The sequence below is a fragment of the Streptomyces arenae genome (assembly GCF_022343545.1).
In the GTDB taxonomy this organism is placed as follows: Bacteria; Actinomycetota; Actinomycetes; order Streptomycetales; family Streptomycetaceae; genus Streptomyces; species Streptomyces humi.
Window position 1 is genome coordinate 18905 of the sequence record NZ_JAKQYH010000043.1, and the last position, 15073, is coordinate 33977.

A 15073-nucleotide genomic window follows, 5' to 3' on the forward strand; every position below is an offset into this window, starting at 1 on the left:
CCCGCCCCTGGGAGATCCCGTCATGCCCACACGCACGTCCCCGACCGCCCGAAAGACGGCTTTTGCACTGACCGTCCTGACCAGTTCACTGGTCCTGCTCACCACCGCCTGCACCGGGCAGTCCTCCTCCGGCGCCTCCGACGACGCCTCCGCGGACACCACCATCAACTTCTGGCACGCCTGGAGCGCCCCCAACGAGGTGAAGGCGGTCGACGCGCTGATCGCCGGCTTCGAGAAGGCGCACCCCAACATCCACGTCAAGGTCGTCAGCAACATGACCGACGACAAGATCAACCAGGCGCTGCGCTCGGGCGGCGACAAGGCCCCGGACGTCATCTCGTCGTTCACCACCAACAACGTGGGCAAGTTCTGTTCCTCGGGCGCGCTGGTCGACCTCAACCCGTTCTTCAAGAAGTCGGGCATCGATCCGCAGACGACGTTCCCGAAGGCGATGAACGAGTACACCCAGTTCGAGGGCGACCGCTGTTCGGTGCCGCTGCTCGGGGACGCGTACGGGCTCTACTACAACAAGACGGCGTTCAAGGCGGCCGGCATCACCAGCCCGCCGAAGACCTGGTCCGAGTTCGAGGCCGACGCGAAGAAGCTGACGATCACCCAGGGCGACAGCTACAAGCAGCTCGGTTTCATGCCGGACTACCACGGCTGGGAGACCACGACCGAGCACTACCTCGGTCAGTTCTCGCCGACGTACTTCGACAGCAAGGGCACGTCGGAAGTGGCGAAGGACCCGGCGTTCGAGAAGGCGTTCACGCTCCAGAAGCAGTTGGTCGACCAACTCGGCGGCTACCAGAAGCTGGAGAGGTTCCGGGCCACCCTGGGCGACGAGTGGGGCCCCAAGCACCCCTTCCAGACCGGGCAGGTCGCCATGCAGCTCGACGGTGAGTGGCGGCTCGGGATGGCCCTGGACGCCAAGCCGAAGTTCGACATAGGCGTCGCCCCGCTGCCGGTCCCGGACGACCAGGCCGCCCAGTACGGCAAGGGCTACATCACCGGCACCATCGCCGGTGTCGCCGCCACCAGCAAGAAGCAGAACGCGGCCTGGGAGTTCGTGAAGTACATCAGCACCGACACGGACGCGGTGGTGAACTTCTCCAACGCCATCCACAACGTGCCCTCCACGCTGGCCGCCCTCAAGTCGCCGAAGCTGAAGTACGACCCGCGGTTCAAGACGTTCCTGGACATCGCCGCGAACCCGGACTCCACCACGGCGCCGGCCTCCGTCAACGGCGGTGTGTACCTGACGACGATCCAGCAGCTCGGCTACGACTACGAGAGCGGCAAGGTCACCGACCTGAAGGCGGGCCTGAAGCAGGCCGCCGCGCAGATCGACACGGACATCGCGCAGGCCAAGTAGCGATGAGCACCGTCACATTGGCGTCGAAGCGCCGCCGGTCGGCGCTTCGTACGGCCGCCTTCATGTCGCCCTGGCTGATCGGCTTCGCGGTGTTCTTCGCGTATCCGCTGATCTCGACGGTCTATTTCTCGTTCATGCACTACGACGGTTTCCGGCCGCCGACGTGGAGCGGCACGAAAAACTGGACGTACGTCTTCGAGCACTATCCGTTCTTCTGGCCCGCGATGCGCAACACCCTGTGGCTCGTCGTCGTGATGGTCTCGCTGCGGGTCGTCTTCGGACTCGGCATCGGGATGCTCATCACGAAGATAAAGACGGGTACCGGTGTCTTCCGCACCCTCTTCTACCTGCCCTACCTGGCTCCGCCGGTCGCGGCGACCATGGCGTTCGCCTTCCTCCTCAACCCCGGTACCGGCCCGGTCAACTCGATCCTCGAAAAGGTCGGCATCCCGGCCCCCGGCTGGTTCAACGACCCCACCTGGTCGAAGCCGGCGCTGACCCTGCTGGCCCTGTGGGGTGTCGGCGACCTGATGGTCATCTTCATGGCCGCGCTGCTCGACGTACCCACCGAGCAGTACGAGGCGGCGGAACTGGACGGCGCGTCGGCGTGGCAGCGGTTCCGGTTCGTCACCCTGCCGAACATCTCACCGATCGTGATGTTCGCGGTCGTCACGGGTGTCATCCAGACGATGCAGTACTACACACAGCCGTTGATCGCCGGAAAGGTCGCCTCGGGCGTCATCCAGGGCGCGGGAACGCAGTTCGAGCCCGGTTATCCGGAGAAGTCGACGCTCACCCTCCCGCAGCTCGTCTACAACCTCGGTTTCCAGCGCTTCGACTACGGCTCCGCGTGCGTCGTCGCCCTCGTCCTCTTCGCCCTGTCCATGGCGTTCACCGCTCTCCTGATGCGGCGCCGGGGCGGTCTCATCCAGGCAGGTGACTGATGATGACCCAAGTGCTGGACCGGCCGGCCGAACTGGCCCCCGAGCCGCTGTCGGCGGCCGAACGCACCGCCCGCCGCAAGGCGTTGCTGAACTGGGTGGCGGTGCACTCCCTCGGCGTCGCCGCCGCCCTGTTCTTCACGCTCCCCTTCGTGTTCGTGTTCCTGACCTCGCTGATGAGCGACACCCAGGCACTGAGCCGGGACCTGATCCCGCACACCTGGGAGTGGGGCAACTACCGGAAGGTCTTCGACACCCCGGGCTTCCTGACCTGGTGGAAGAACACCCTGCTCTACGCGGGCCTGGGCACCGTCCTGACCGTGGTCTCCTCGCTGCCGGTGGCGTACGCGCTCGCCAAGTTCCGCTTCCGGGGCCGCAATCTCTCCCTGATGCTGGTGATCTCGATGATGATGCTGCCGCCGCAGGTGGTCGTCATCCCGATGTACCTCTTCTGGGCGAAGCAGCTGGACCTGTCGGGCACCCTGTGGCCGCTGATCGTGCCCATGGCGTTCGGTGACGCGTTCTCCATCTTCCTGCTGCGCCAGTTTCTGATGACGATCCCGAACGAGTACCTGGACGCGGCGAAGGTGGACGGCTGCGGGGACCTCAGGACCCTGCTGCGGGTGGTGCTCCCGATGGCGAAACCCGGTATCGCCGCGGTGGCGTTGTTCCAGTTCTTCTACGCCTGGAACGACTACTTCGGTCCCCAGATCTACGCCTCGGAGAACCCGGGCGCCTGGACCCTCTCCTACGGCCTGGAGTCGTTCAAGGGCATGCACCACACCGACTGGAACCTCACCATGGCCGCGACCGTACTGGTCATGGCCCCCGTGATCCTCGTGTTCTTCTTCGCCCAGAAGGCGTTCGTCGAGGGCGTCACGCTCACCGGAGTGAAGGGTTAACCAAGCATGAAACTCACTGTGGTCGGCGGAGGCTCGACCTACACCCCCGAACTCGTCGACGGCTTCGCGCGGCTCAGGGACACCCTGCCCGTCGAGGAACTGGTGCTGGTCGACCCGGCCGCCGAACGCCTGGGACTGGTGGGCGGACTGGCCCGCCGCATCTTCGCCAAGCAGGGTCACGGCGGCCGTGTCGTCACCACCTCGGACCTGGACGCGGGCGTGGAGGGCGCCGACGCGGTACTGCTCCAGCTGCGCGTCGGCGGGCAGGCGGCCCGGCAGCAGGACGAGACGTGGCCGCTGGAGTGCGGCTGCATCGGCCAGGAGACCACCGGCGCGGGCGGCCTGGCCAAGGCGCTGCGCACGGTCCCGGTCGTCCTGGACATCGCAGAACGGGTCCGCCGTACCAACCCGAACGCCTGGATCATCGACTTCACCAACCCGGTGGGGATCGTGACCCGCGCCCTGCTCCAGGCCGGCCACAAGGCGGTCGGGCTGTGCAACGTGGCGATCGGCTTCCAGCGGAAGTTCGCGAACCTGCTCGGGGTCACGCCGTCCGACATCCACCTCGACCACCTGGGCCTGAACCACCTCACCTGGGAGACCGCGGTCCGCCTCGGCGGCCCCGAGGGCGAGAACGTGCTGCCCAAGCTGCTCGCGGAGCACGGCGGGACGATCGCCGCGGACCTGAAGCTGCCGTCGGCCCTCCTCGACCGCCTGGGGGGCGTGATCCCCTCGTACTACCTGCGCTACTACTACGCGCACGACGAGGTGGTGCGGGAGCTGCGCACCAAGCCGTCCCGCGCCGCCGAAGTGGCCGCGATGGAGGAGCGGTTGCTGGAGATGTACGGCGACCCGACGCTCGACGAGAAGCCGGAGCTGCTCGCGAAGCGGGGCGGCGCCTACTACTCGGAGGCGGCGGTGGACCTGACGGCGGCGCTGCTGGGCGGTGCCGGGAACCCCTACCAGGTGGTGAACACGTACAACGGCGGCACGCTGCCCTTCCTGCCCGACGACGCGGTGATCGAGGTGCAGGCGGCGGTCGGCGCGAGCGGCCCGGTGCCGTTGCCCGTCCCGGACGTCGACCCGCTGTTCGCGGGCCTGGTGGCGAACGTGACCGCGTACGAGGAGCTGGCGCTGGAGGCGGCGCTGCGCGGCGGCCGGGACCGGGTCTTCCGGGCCCTGCTCGCCCACCCCCTGGTCGGCCAGTACGAGTACGCCGACGCCCTGACCGACCGACTGATCGCGCACAACCGGGAGCACCTCGCGTGGGCCTGACCGCAAGTGTCCTCGCCATCGACGCGGGCAACAGCAAGACCGACGTCGCGGTGGTGGCGGCGGACGGCGAGGTCCTCGCCACGGCCCGGGCCGGCGGCTTCCGGCCGCCGGTGGTGGGTGTGGAGCAGGCCGTGGACGAGGTGGCCGGGGCGGTCGGCGAGGCGTACGCCGCCGCCGGGGTCACCTCGGTCGCCCATGTCTCCGCCTGCCTCGCCAACGCCGATCTGCCGGTCGAGGAGGAGCAGTTGGCCGCCGCGCTGGCGGCCCGTGGCTGGGGCGGCTCGGTGACCGTCCGCAACGACACCTTCGCCATCCTGCGGGCGGGCGTCGCCGAGCCGCGGGGCGTCGCCGTGGTGTGCGGCGCGGGCATCAACTGCGTCGGCATGCGCCCCGACGGCCGTACCGCCCGCTTCCCGGCGATAGGGCGGATCTCCGGTGACTGGGGCGGCGGTTGGGGCCTGGCCGAGGAGGCGCTGTGGCACGCGGCACGGGCGGAGGACGGCCGGGGGGAGCCGACGGCCCTGGCCCGCACCCTGCCCGCGCACTTCGGACTGACGTCCATGTACGCGCTGATCGAGGCGCTCCACCTGGAGCACGTCGGGCACGGCCGCCGGCACGAGCTGACGCCGGTGCTGTTCGCGACGGCGGCGGAGGGTGATCCGGTGGCGCGGGCGGTCGTGGACCGGCTGGCGCAGGAGGTGGTGACCATGGCGACGGTGGCCCTGACCCGGCTGGAACTCCTCGAAGAGGAGACGCCCGTGCTGCTGGGCGGCGGGGTCCTGACCGGCGGCCACCCCCAACTGGACGACGGCGTGCGGGAGCTGCTGGCGGCCCGCGCCCCGAAAGCGGTCCCGAGGGTGGTGACGGCCCGCCCGGTCCTGGGCGCCGCGCTGCTGGGCCTGGACACGACAGGAGCAGGACCGGACGCGCAGGAAAGGGTCCGGGCCCACTTCGAAGGCTGACGACGAGCTGACGCGCCCCGTCAGGGGCGCTGGGGGTGCCCCCGGCCGAAGGCCGGGGGAGGAACTGCGCGAGCACCCCCCACCCACCCGCGCCCCGCCACGAACCGTCACCACCCCTCCCCGGCCCGAACAACCCCACACCACCCCTCCGGAACCGAACCGAATCCCCCGGCGTATTCATGGGCAGGGGTTCCGCTGCGATCCGATCAAGATCCAGTGAACGCCGGTGCCGAATGTCAGTCCGGGCGGCGATACTGGGCGGCGACCGGATGACCATGGGGGAGGTCGAGTGACACACCCGCCGACAAGCAGTACGGCACCGCCAGGAGCAGGCCCCGCCCTGCCCGTCCCGGCCCCCCGGACCACCCCGGCTCCCCAGCCCGCCCCGCGCCGCTCCGCGTTCGTGGAGGGCGCCGACCGCCTGCGGGCCGCCGCCACCACGGAGCCCGGCCGGCTGCGCCTCATCGGCGCCGTGCTCGCCGCGCTGATCGTCGCGTTCGGTGCCGTCACCGCCTGGCAGATGAGCGACCGCGCGGCCGCCGCCGACGACGTGCTGCACCGCAGCCAGCCGCTCAGTTCGAGCGCGGCGGACATCTACCGTTCCCTGGCGGACGCCAACACGGCGGCCTCCAGCGGCTTCCTGGCCGGCGGCCAGGAGACGGCGGCCTCCCGCACCACCTACGAGCAGGACATCCGGAACGCCGCCGAAGGACTGGTCAACGCCGCCGCCAACTCCGAGCCCGGCTCGCCCTCCGAGGCGGCCGTGGCGAAGCTGAACAGACTGCTGCCGGAGTACAAGGGGCTCGTGGAGCGGGCCAGGGTCTACAACCGGCAGGGCTACCCGGTCGGCGGCGCCTACCTGCGCTACGCGAACGACAAGATGCAGCACGAGATGCTCCCGGCGGCCCAGCAGCTGTACACGAAGGAGAACGCGCGGCTCGCCTCGGACTACTCGGACGCGACGCCGTACCCCTGGGCGGCGATCGCCCTCGGGCTGCTGGCGCTCGCCGCGCTCGCCTGGGCCCAGCTGCGCCACTACCGCCGTACCAACCGGGTGCTGAACCACGGCCTGGTCGCGGCCTCCGCGGCGACCGTCGTCACGCTGCTGTGGCTGGTCGTCGGCCACAGCATCGCGCGCGCCGGCCTGGACGACTCCTACGACCACGGCGTCCGCTCGCTGAACGTGCTCCAGGACGCCCGGATCGCCTCCCTGAAGGCCCGGGGCAACGAGAACCTGAGCCTGGTGGCGCGCGGCGCCGAGACCGTCAAGGTCGGCGACCAGACGTACGACACGTACTACTACGACTTCGACAAGGACATGGACGCCCTCGGCAAGGGCCTCGCCCGGGCGGCGGCGCTCGCGGACGACCCGGGTGGCCGCAAGCCCGTGGTGGCGGCCCAGGGGAACATGAAGGTGTGGAAGGAGCGGCACGCCGGCGCCCGCCACTCGGACGAGGACGGCGACTACGCGGCGGCGCTGGCCAAGGTGATCGGCCCGAAGGACGCGACCGGCGAGTGCTTCGACAGCGTCGACGCCAACCTGAAGACCGCCCTGGACCACGAGCAGCGCGAGTTCCAGCAGCAGGCCGCCGACGGGCGGGACGCGATGTCCGGGCTGCCGATCGGTACCGCCATGCTGGGGGTCGCGGCGGCGGCGGGCGCGCTGTCCGGCATCGGGCGCAGGCTTTCGGAGTACCGGTGAGAGGGGGCGTGGCGATGTTCGTACGAAGGCTGCGGTTGGCCCTGCGCGGCTGGGGCGGGGTGGGCGCGATGGCGGTCGGCTGCGTGCTGGCGCTGGCGTTCGTGCTGCTGCTGCCGCTCACCCAGTCGCACGGAGAGGACGGCGGCGACAGCGCGTCCGGCGGCGGGAAACTGGCCACCGGCCGCCAGGCGCGCGCCGGCGACTGCGTGGACTCGCAGGTGCAGAACGACACCTGGGCGCCGTCGGGCGCCGACGGCGTGACGATCGAGGCCATCAAGGCCCGTAAGGGCTCCGCGCGGAAGCTGGTCGTGGGCGTCGACCAGAACAGCTACCGCTGGGGCTACCGCAACCCGAACAACTCGGATGCGGACCTGGAGGGTTTCGACATCGACCTGGCGCACCGGATAGCCAAGGACATCCTCGGCGACGCGAAGGACGTGACGTTCAAGGCGATCCCGACGAGCCAGCGGATACCGGCGCTCCAGCAGGGCCGGGTCGACATGGTGGTGCGCACCATGACCATCACCTGCAAGCGGCTGGACGACGTCGCGTTCTCCGCGCCCTACTTCAGGACCGGGCAGCAGGTGCTGGCTCCCAAGTCGTCCGCGATCAGCGGGTACAACACGACGCTCGCGGACAAGCGGGTGTGCGTGGCCGCCAGTTCGACGGCTCTCGACGACGTGACCGCCGACCGGCAGTCCGGCAAGGTGCCCTCCTCGGTCAGGATCACCGTCGTCCCCAACCAGCTGGACTGCCTGGTGCGGTTGCAGCTCGGCGAGGTCGACGCGGTCATCACCGACGGCGCGCTCGCCGCCAGCCAGGCCGCGCAGGACCCGACGGTCGCGCTCAAGGGTCCGGCGTTCACCACCGAGTACTACGGCGTGGCGATGAACAAGAACGCGACCGATCTGGTACGCCGGGTCAACCAGGTCCTCGTGGACTACCGGTCCGACGGCTGGCAGGACTCGTACACCAAGTGGTTGTCGGCGACACTGGGAGAGCGCTCGACGGCGTCGGAACCGCCCGCGCCGCAGTACCTGCGCAAGAGCTGACCCGCATCCGCGCGGCCATGCCCCGACGAACGAGCGAGAGGTGATCGATGGGCGTCACGGACCCCGCCGGGCCGGTGATGGACCGGGACGAGGTGGACCGTGCGCTGGCGCGGCTCGGCGCGGAGCACGAGGCGATCGAGACCTCGCTGCTCGCCCTTCAGGACCACGCGGGCCGCAGACTCCTCGAAGGCGCCGAGCTGACCGGGACGACCCGGGAGCGGTGGACCACCGCCGAGGCGTCGATCAGCCTGCTGTGGGCGTACTTCGACGCGTACTCGGACGCGTTGCGCGGCGCCCGGGAGATCCGGGCCCGCCGCCGCTGGTCCAGCCGTGAGGACCTGGTGGAGCTGACCGAGCTGCTGCGCGGCGAGTCGGTGACGGTGGCCGGCAGCGCCACGGCGACGGCGAACGCGCCGACGCTGCTGTCGGCGGCGGGCCGGCTCAGCGAGCGTTTCTCGCTGGCGGCCCTGGTCGACCGGATGAACGAGCTGTACGCGACCTCGCTGGACATGGTCGTGACCGCGGACGCGGTCTGGTCGGCGCTGCCCGCGCGGATCGATTTACTCGCCGCGGAGCTGCAGCGCACCCGCAAGCTGGCGCACTCGGTGGGGGTGCGCCCGGGCGAGCACCCGGCCGGTGACGACCTGGAGCGGATCACCCGGATACTGACGAAGCTGCGTGCGGACGTGGTCTCGGACCCGCTGGGCTTCTGGGTTCCCGCGCAGGGCAGTTCGGCCCCGGGCGGCGGCCGTCCGGACACCACGGTGTACGACCGGGAGGCACGGGCGCTGGAGGAGGTGCGGCGCGAGATCGACGCCGTGCTGACGGTGCGGCAGGACGCCGAGGCCCGGCTGATCAAGCTGCGGGACGTGCTGTCCCGCGCGGACCGCACGCTCGCCGAGGCGCGCACCGCGCGCGGTGAGGTGCTGGCGAAGATCGCGGCGACCGAGGTGCCGGTGGTCAGCGGTCCGCCGACCGCGCTGCAGGAGCAGCTGGCGACGGCCGCCGAGTACCGCAGGCAGGCGCAGTGGCACCGGCTGTCGCCGCTCCTGGAGTCGCTGGAGCAGCAGGCGGACGACGAACTGCTGCGCGCCCGCGAGTCGTTGACGGCGGTCACCGCGCCGCTCGCGGTGCGCGCGGAGCTGCGCGGCCGGCTGGACGCGTACAAGGCGAAGGTGGCCCGGCACGGGCTGGCCGAGGACCCGTTCCTGATCGAGCGGTACGACGCGGCGCGCCGGATGCTGTGGAGCGCGCCCTGCGACCTCAGGGTCGCGGAGCAGGCGGTGCTGCGCTACCAGCGGGCGGCGGCCGAGGCGCTGGGGGCGCCGCGGGTGCCGCAGCAGGGCGGGCCCGAGGACCGGAGGGGGGAACAGGTATGAGCCAGGCGGGACAGACGTGCCAGCGGCCGGGCTGCGAGGGGTCGTACGAGGACGTCGGCGGCGGCGAGCTGTACTGCGACACCTGCGGTCTCGCGCCGGTCGTCTCGGCGAAGGGGACGCTCGACTCGCCGCCCACCGGGATCACGGCCGGCGGCCGGGACTCGGCGGGCAGCGGGAGTTCGCGCGCCACCGGCCGCAGTTCGCGTACGTCGTCGCAGTCGTCGAAGTCGCGGCGCTCGGTCTCCGGGCGGCTGTCGCGGTCCCTGTCGGGCCGGTCGACGGGGCGTTCGGTGTCGGTGCGCAGTTCGGGTTCGTCGGCCGGCACGTCCGGGCGCAGCAGGCTGGGCGCGGGCCTGGTGGCGGTGCCGCAGGTGCCGAGGCCGGACCCGCGCGAGATGGTCCTGGACAACCCGGAGGTGCCCGAGCGCAAGCGGTTCTGCTCGCGCTCGGACTGCGGGGCGCCGGTGGGGCGGGCCCGGGGCGAGCGGCCGGGGCGGACCGAGGGGTTCTGCACCAAGTGCGGCAACCCGTACTCGTTCGTGCCCAAGCTCAAGGCCGGTGACGTGGTGCACGGCCAGTACGAGGTGGCGGGCTGTCTGGCGCACGGCGGCCTGGGCTGGATCTACCTCGCCGTGGACAAGGCGGTGGCGGACCGCTGGGTGGTGCTCAAGGGCCTCCTGGACACGGGTGACCAGGACGCGATGGCCGCCGCGATCTCCGAGCGGCGGTTCCTCGCGGAGATCGAGCACGCCAACATCGTGCGGATCTACAACTTCGTCGAGCACCTCGACAAGCGCACCGGTTCCCTCGACGGCTACATCGTCATGGAGTACGTCGGCGGCAAGTCCCTCAAGGAGATCGCCAACGCCCGGCGCACCCCGGCGGGCCGCCGTGACCCGCTGCCGGTGGAGCAGGCCTGCGCGTACGGCATCGAGGCCCTGGAGGCGCTCGGCCATCTGCACAGCCGCAACCTCCTGTACTGCGACTTCAAGGTCGACAACGCGATCCAGACCGAGGACCAGCTCAAGCTGATCGACATGGGCGCGGTGCGCCGGATGGACGACGAGGAGTCGGCGATCTACGGCACGGTCGGCTACCAGGCCCCGGAGGTCGCCGAGGTCGGCCCGTCGGTCGCCTCCGACCTGTACACCGTGGGCCGCACGCTGGCCGTGCTCACCTTCGACTTCCAGGGCTACACGACGGTGTTCGTGGACTCGCTGCCCGACCCGGACAACATCGAGGTCTTCCGGCAGTACGAGTCCTTCTACCGGCTGCTGGTGCGGGCCACCGACCCGGACCCGGCCCGCCGGTTCGCCTCCGCGCAGGAGATGGCCGAGCAGCTGACGGGGGTGCTGCGGGAGGTCGTGTCGGTGCAGACCGGCCGGGCCAGGCCCGCCCTGTCGACGCTGTTCGGGCCGGAGGTGAAGGTCACGGACACGGAGTTGTTCCCGAAGCTGGACGGGGAGGTGTCCCGGCTGGGCGGCCGGGCGGTGGCCTCCAGAACGCTCGCGCTGGAGCCGCCGGGCGGGTCGGCCTCCGCCGGCACCGCGCCCTCCCTCGTGAAGGGTGTCGCCACCCCGGCCGCCGGGCTCGCCCTGCCCGTCCCGCTGGTCGACCAGAGCGATCCGAACGCGGGTCTGCTTGCCGGTCTGATGATGACCGCGGCGCCGGGCGAGCTGCTCGGGGCGCTGGCCGCGGCGCCCACGCAGACCGTGGAGACCCGGCTGCGGGGGATCCGGGCCCGGCTGGAGGGCGGCGAGCACGAGGCCGCGCTGACCGCGCTGGGCGAGCTGGAGGGCGAGCGGCCCGACGACTGGCGGGTGGTCTGGTACCGGGGGGTGGCCGCGCTGGTCACCGGTGACTTCGAGGGCGCGGCGCTGTCCTTCGACGCGATCTACGACGCGTTCCCCGGCGAGAGCGCGCCCAAGCTGGCGCTCGGCCTGTGCGCGGAGGTGCTGGGCCAGCTGGACAACGCGGCCGAGTACTACCGGCTGGTGTGGGCGACCGACCCGAGTTTCGTGAGCGCGGCCTTCGGGCTGGCCCGGGTGCAGCTGGCGGCCGGCGACCGGCGGGGTGCCGTGAAGACGCTGGAGTCGGTGCCTGAGGCCTCGATCCACTACACGGCGGCCCGGGTGGCGGCCGTCCGGGCGCGGTTGCGGCACCGGACGGCGGCGCTGGACGACACCCCGTTCCTGGACGATCTGACGGCCGCCGCCGGGCAGATCGAGGGGCTGGACGCGTACGGTCTGGATCCGGCCCGGCGCGAGCAGTTGTCGGCGGAAGTCCTCGGCTGCGCGCTGGACTGGATACTCTCCGGGGGCCAGGGCGTACAGCCCGCCACCGGTGGCCGGGTGCTGCTCGGCAGCGGTCTGGACGAACGGGGCCTCCGCTTCGGCCTGGAACGCTCGTACCGCACGCTGGCCAGACTGGCGACCGGCGGTGAGGAGAGGATCGACCTGGTGGAACGGGCCAACCGTTACCGCCCCCGGACGTGGGTGTAGTTGATGTCGCAGATGCCCCAGCAGGCCGCACCGGCGAAGTGCCCGAGCTGCGCGGAGCCGCTCGAATCGGGTGACCTGTTCTGCGGTGCGTGCGGGTACGACCTGTCGGCCGTGCCCGCCGCGCCGCAGGACCACCCGACCCTCACCATGGGCGCCCCCGGTGTGGGACCCTCCGGTGTGGACTGGCCCCCGCCCGAGCCGGAGAGCTCCTCGACGCCCGCTTCCCCGCATCTGCCGACCGATCTGCCCGGCACCGACTCGGGCGGCAAGCCGCTGCCCGCTTCGGCACCGCACGGCTCACCGGTACCGCCCGGTTCACCGGCGCCGCACGGTTCACCGGTACCGCCCGGTTCACCGGTACCGCCCGGTTCTCCGGCGCAGCACGGCTCGCCGGTGCCGTCGGCGGCCGGGGTGCGGTTCGACCGGCCGCCGGCGCCCGACGACGACTACGCGTTGCAGGCGCCGGACCCGCGGGTGGCCGCCTCCGCCGGCGGGAACGCCGAGGACGCCGGGAACGCGGCGGGCGCCGGGGAGGCAGCGGGCGCCGGGAACGCGACGGGCGCCGAGAGCACCGGGTCCGGTGCGGCGCAGGTGTGCGTGGCCTGCCGGGCGGGCCGGGTCGATGACGACGGCTACTGCGAGAACTGCGGGCACGCCCAGCCCCGCGAGCGCGACCACATGGAGCAGGAGTCGGGGCCGGTGGCCGCCGTCAGCGACCGCGGGCTGCGCCACCACCGCAACGAGGACGCGTTCGCCGTCGGCCACACCGCGCTGCCCGACGGCACCCCGGCGGTGCTCGCGGTCGTCTGCGACGGGGTCTCCTCGGCGACCCGTCCCGACGAGGCCTCGATGGCCGCCTCCCGGGCCGCCAACGAGGCGCTGCTCGCCGCGCTGCCGCAGGGCACCCATCCGCAGGCGGCGCTGCACGAGGCGATCGTCGCCGCGTCCCACGCCGTCAACGCGCTGGCCGACGAACCCACTTCGGCCCGTGAGCACACTCCGCACCAGAACGCGCCGGCCTGCACGATCGTCGGTTCGGTCGTCACCTCGGGCCTGCTGGTCGTCGGCTGGGTCGGCGACAGCCGCGCCTACTGGGTGCCGGCGGACCGCAGTTCACCGCCGGCCCGGCTCACCGAGGACGACTCCTGGGCCGCGCAGATGGTGGCCGCGGGGCTGATGAGCGAGGCGGAGGCGTACGCCGACGAGCGGGCCCACGCGATCACCGGCTGGCTCGGCGCGGACGCCTACGAACTGGAGCCGCACACCGCCTCCTTCAAGCCGGACCGGCCCGGTGTGGTGGTGGTGTGCACGGACGGCCTGTGGAACTACGCGGAGACGGCCGAGGAGATGTCCGAGATCGTGCCCGCGGACGTGGCGCTGCGACCGCTGCACGCGGCCCGCGTCCTGGTCGGCCACGCCCTGGACGGCGGGGGCCACGACAACGTAACAGTGGCGCTGCTCCCGTTCCCGGCGCCGCCGCAGGGGGCAGGATCCGCCTGAGGCCGCCGCAAAACGGCCGTAAACGGGAGAGCGGAACGGGGCAGGGGAAGCACAGGGGAAGCAGAAGCGGACCGGAGGGGACCGGTCCGCACATCGTCAGCACCCGTCACGCGGGTGGAGGGGGACCGGAGCAGTCATGGCCAATTTCTCGAAGTCGAACGTGCCGCAGTTCTCGGTGGACGTGTACCAGAACGAGTACCTGCCGGACGGCGGCCGCGAGGTCAACGCGATCGTCACGGTGACCTCGACCGGCGGAGGCACCGTCGGGACCGCGGTCGGGGCGTCGTACGCACCCGGGCAGGGGCCGTCGGCCGGTGTGGTGGTCATGGTCGACTGCTCGGGCTCGATGGACTACCCGCCCACCAAGATGCGCAACGCCCGGGACGCCACGGCGGCCGCGGTCGACACCCTGCGCGACGGCACCCACTTCGCGGTGGTCGGCGGCACGCACGTGGCCAAGGAGGTCTATCCGGGCGGCGGGCGGCTCGCGGTGGCCGACCGCACCACCCGGGAGCAGGCCAAGCAGGCGCTGCGGAGACTGAGCGCGGGCGGCGGCACGGCGATCGGCACCTGGCTGCGCCTGGCCGACCGGCTGCTCTCCTCCGGGGACGTCACGATCCGGCACGGCATCCTGCTCACCGACGGCCGCAACGAGCACGAGTCGCCGGAGGACCTGAGGGGCGCCCTGGACTCCTGCGCCGGACGGTTCACCTGTGACGCCCGCGGTGTGGGCACGGACTGGGAAGTGAAAGAAGTCACAGGGATAGCCTCCGCGCTCCTCGGCACCGCCGACATCGTCGCCGATCCCACGGGTTTGGCCGCCGACTTCACGCAGATGATGGAGACGGCGATGGGCAAGGAGGTCGCGGACGTGGCGCTGCGGCTGTGGACCCCGGTCGGCACGACCATCAAGTTCGTCAAGCAAGTGGCGCCCACGGTGGAGCAGTTGACCGACCGGCGCACCGAGGCCGGGCCGCGCGCCGGGGACTACCCGACCGGCTCCTGGGGAGACGAGTCGCGCGACTACCACGTCTGCGTGGAGGTCCCCTCGGCCGGTCTCGGCCAGGAAATGCTCGCCGCCCGGGTCTCGTTGGTGGTCCCGCAGCCCGACGGCAGCGCCCAGAACCTGGGTGCGCAAGGCCTGATCAGGGCGGTCTGGACGGACGACATGGCGGCCTCGACCTCCATCAACCCGCAGGTCGCCCACTACACAGGCCAGGCCGAACTGGCACAAGCCATCCAACAGGGTCTCGATCTGCGCAAAGCGGGCGATATGGACGGAGCAACCGCCAAACTGGGTCGGGCCGTTCAGTTGGCAAGCGCTTCCGGGAACGCGGATACTGCGAAACTGCTTGCGAAGGTGGTGGACGTGGTCGACGCCGCGACAGGTACTGTGCGACTGAAAGCGAAGGTTGCGGAGGCCGACGAGATGACTCTCGAGACAAGGTCCACAAAGACTGTTCGTGTAAAGAAGTGACCTGAGA

The 15073-nt window shown here is 71.4% G+C and carries 11 protein-coding genes; all 11 read left to right on the forward strand.

The window, feature by feature from the left end; genetic code table 11:
- Positions 1–22: 22 nt before the first annotated feature.
- The 11 genes from MB828_RS18205 to MB828_RS18255 all read left to right on the forward strand — a co-directional run bounded on the left by MB828_RS18205 (position 23) and on the right by MB828_RS18255 (position 15066).
- Complete coding sequence (locus MB828_RS18205) at positions 23–1375, forward strand: ABC transporter substrate-binding protein (RefSeq protein WP_301649149.1); 1353 nt, start codon at positions 23–25, stop codon at positions 1373–1375.
- A gap of 2 nt (positions 1376–1377) precedes the next feature.
- Positions 1378–2319 (forward strand): carbohydrate ABC transporter permease, encoded by a 942-nt coding sequence (locus MB828_RS18210; RefSeq protein WP_301649150.1) that lies wholly within the window; start codon positions 1378–1380, stop codon positions 2317–2319.
- 2 nt (positions 2320–2321) lie between these two features.
- On the forward strand, positions 2322–3218 hold the full coding sequence (locus MB828_RS18215) for a carbohydrate ABC transporter permease (protein ID WP_133021878.1): 897 nt from the start codon (positions 2322–2324) through the stop codon (positions 3216–3218).
- Positions 3219–3224: 6 nt separating this feature from the next.
- A complete protein-coding gene (locus MB828_RS18220; RefSeq protein WP_301649151.1) occupies positions 3225–4493 on the forward strand; it encodes a 6-phospho-beta-glucosidase in 1269 nt (422 codons plus the stop codon).
- The gene (locus MB828_RS18225; protein WP_301649152.1) at positions 4484–5455 is read left to right on the forward strand and encodes an N-acetylglucosamine kinase; all 972 of its coding nucleotides are present in this window, start codon (positions 4484–4486) and stop codon (positions 5453–5455) included. The genes MB828_RS18220 and MB828_RS18225 overlap by 10 nt, the downstream gene beginning before the upstream one ends.
- 289 nt (positions 5456–5744) lie before the next feature.
- Positions 5745–7157, forward strand: coding sequence for a hypothetical protein (locus tag MB828_RS18230; protein WP_301649153.1), 1413 nt, complete (start codon positions 5745–5747; stop codon positions 7155–7157).
- 14 nt (positions 7158–7171) lie between these two features.
- Positions 7172–8209 (forward strand): glutamate ABC transporter substrate-binding protein, encoded by a 1038-nt coding sequence (locus MB828_RS18235; protein ID WP_301649154.1) that lies wholly within the window; start codon positions 7172–7174, stop codon positions 8207–8209.
- Between the two features lie 47 nt (positions 8210–8256).
- On the forward strand, positions 8257–9588 hold the full coding sequence (locus tag MB828_RS18240) for a hypothetical protein (protein ID WP_301649155.1): 1332 nt from the start codon (positions 8257–8259) through the stop codon (positions 9586–9588).
- The gene (locus MB828_RS18245) at positions 9585–12089 is read left to right on the forward strand and encodes a serine/threonine-protein kinase (protein WP_301649156.1); all 2505 of its coding nucleotides are present in this window, start codon (positions 9585–9587) and stop codon (positions 12087–12089) included. Before MB828_RS18240 ends, MB828_RS18245 begins: the two co-directional genes overlap by 4 nt.
- A 3-nt stretch (positions 12090–12092) precedes the next feature.
- Positions 12093–13589, forward strand: a complete 1497-nt coding sequence (locus MB828_RS18250) for a PP2C family protein-serine/threonine phosphatase (protein WP_301649157.1) — start codon at positions 12093–12095, stop codon at positions 13587–13589.
- Positions 13590–13725: 136 nt separating this feature from the next.
- The gene (locus MB828_RS18255) at positions 13726–15066 is read left to right on the forward strand and encodes a vWA domain-containing protein (protein WP_301649158.1); all 1341 of its coding nucleotides are present in this window, start codon (positions 13726–13728) and stop codon (positions 15064–15066) included.
- Positions 15067–15073 lie beyond the last annotated feature (7 nt).

Bases quoted from the DNA above. Each gene is read 5' to 3' on its own strand.
- MB828_RS18205 (WP_301649149.1), top strand. From the start codon at position 23: ATGCCCACACGCACGTCCCCGACCGCCCGAAAGACGGCTTTTGCACTG.
- MB828_RS18210 (WP_301649150.1), top strand. From the start codon at position 1,378: ATGAGCACCGTCACATTGGCGTCGAAGCGCCGCCGGTCGGCGCTTCGT.
- MB828_RS18215 (WP_133021878.1), top strand. From the start codon at position 2,322: ATGACCCAAGTGCTGGACCGGCCGGCCGAACTGGCCCCCGAGCCGCTG.
- MB828_RS18220 (WP_301649151.1), top strand. From the start codon at position 3,225: ATGAAACTCACTGTGGTCGGCGGAGGCTCGACCTACACCCCCGAACTC.
- MB828_RS18235 (WP_301649154.1), top strand. From the start codon at position 7,172: ATGTTCGTACGAAGGCTGCGGTTGGCCCTGCGCGGCTGGGGCGGGGTG.
- MB828_RS18240 (WP_301649155.1), top strand. From the start codon at position 8,257: ATGGGCGTCACGGACCCCGCCGGGCCGGTGATGGACCGGGACGAGGTG.
- MB828_RS18245 (WP_301649156.1), top strand. From the start codon at position 9,585: ATGAGCCAGGCGGGACAGACGTGCCAGCGGCCGGGCTGCGAGGGGTCG.
- MB828_RS18250 (WP_301649157.1), top strand. From the start codon at position 12,093: ATGTCGCAGATGCCCCAGCAGGCCGCACCGGCGAAGTGCCCGAGCTGC.
- MB828_RS18255 (WP_301649158.1), top strand. From the start codon at position 13,726: ATGGCCAATTTCTCGAAGTCGAACGTGCCGCAGTTCTCGGTGGACGTG.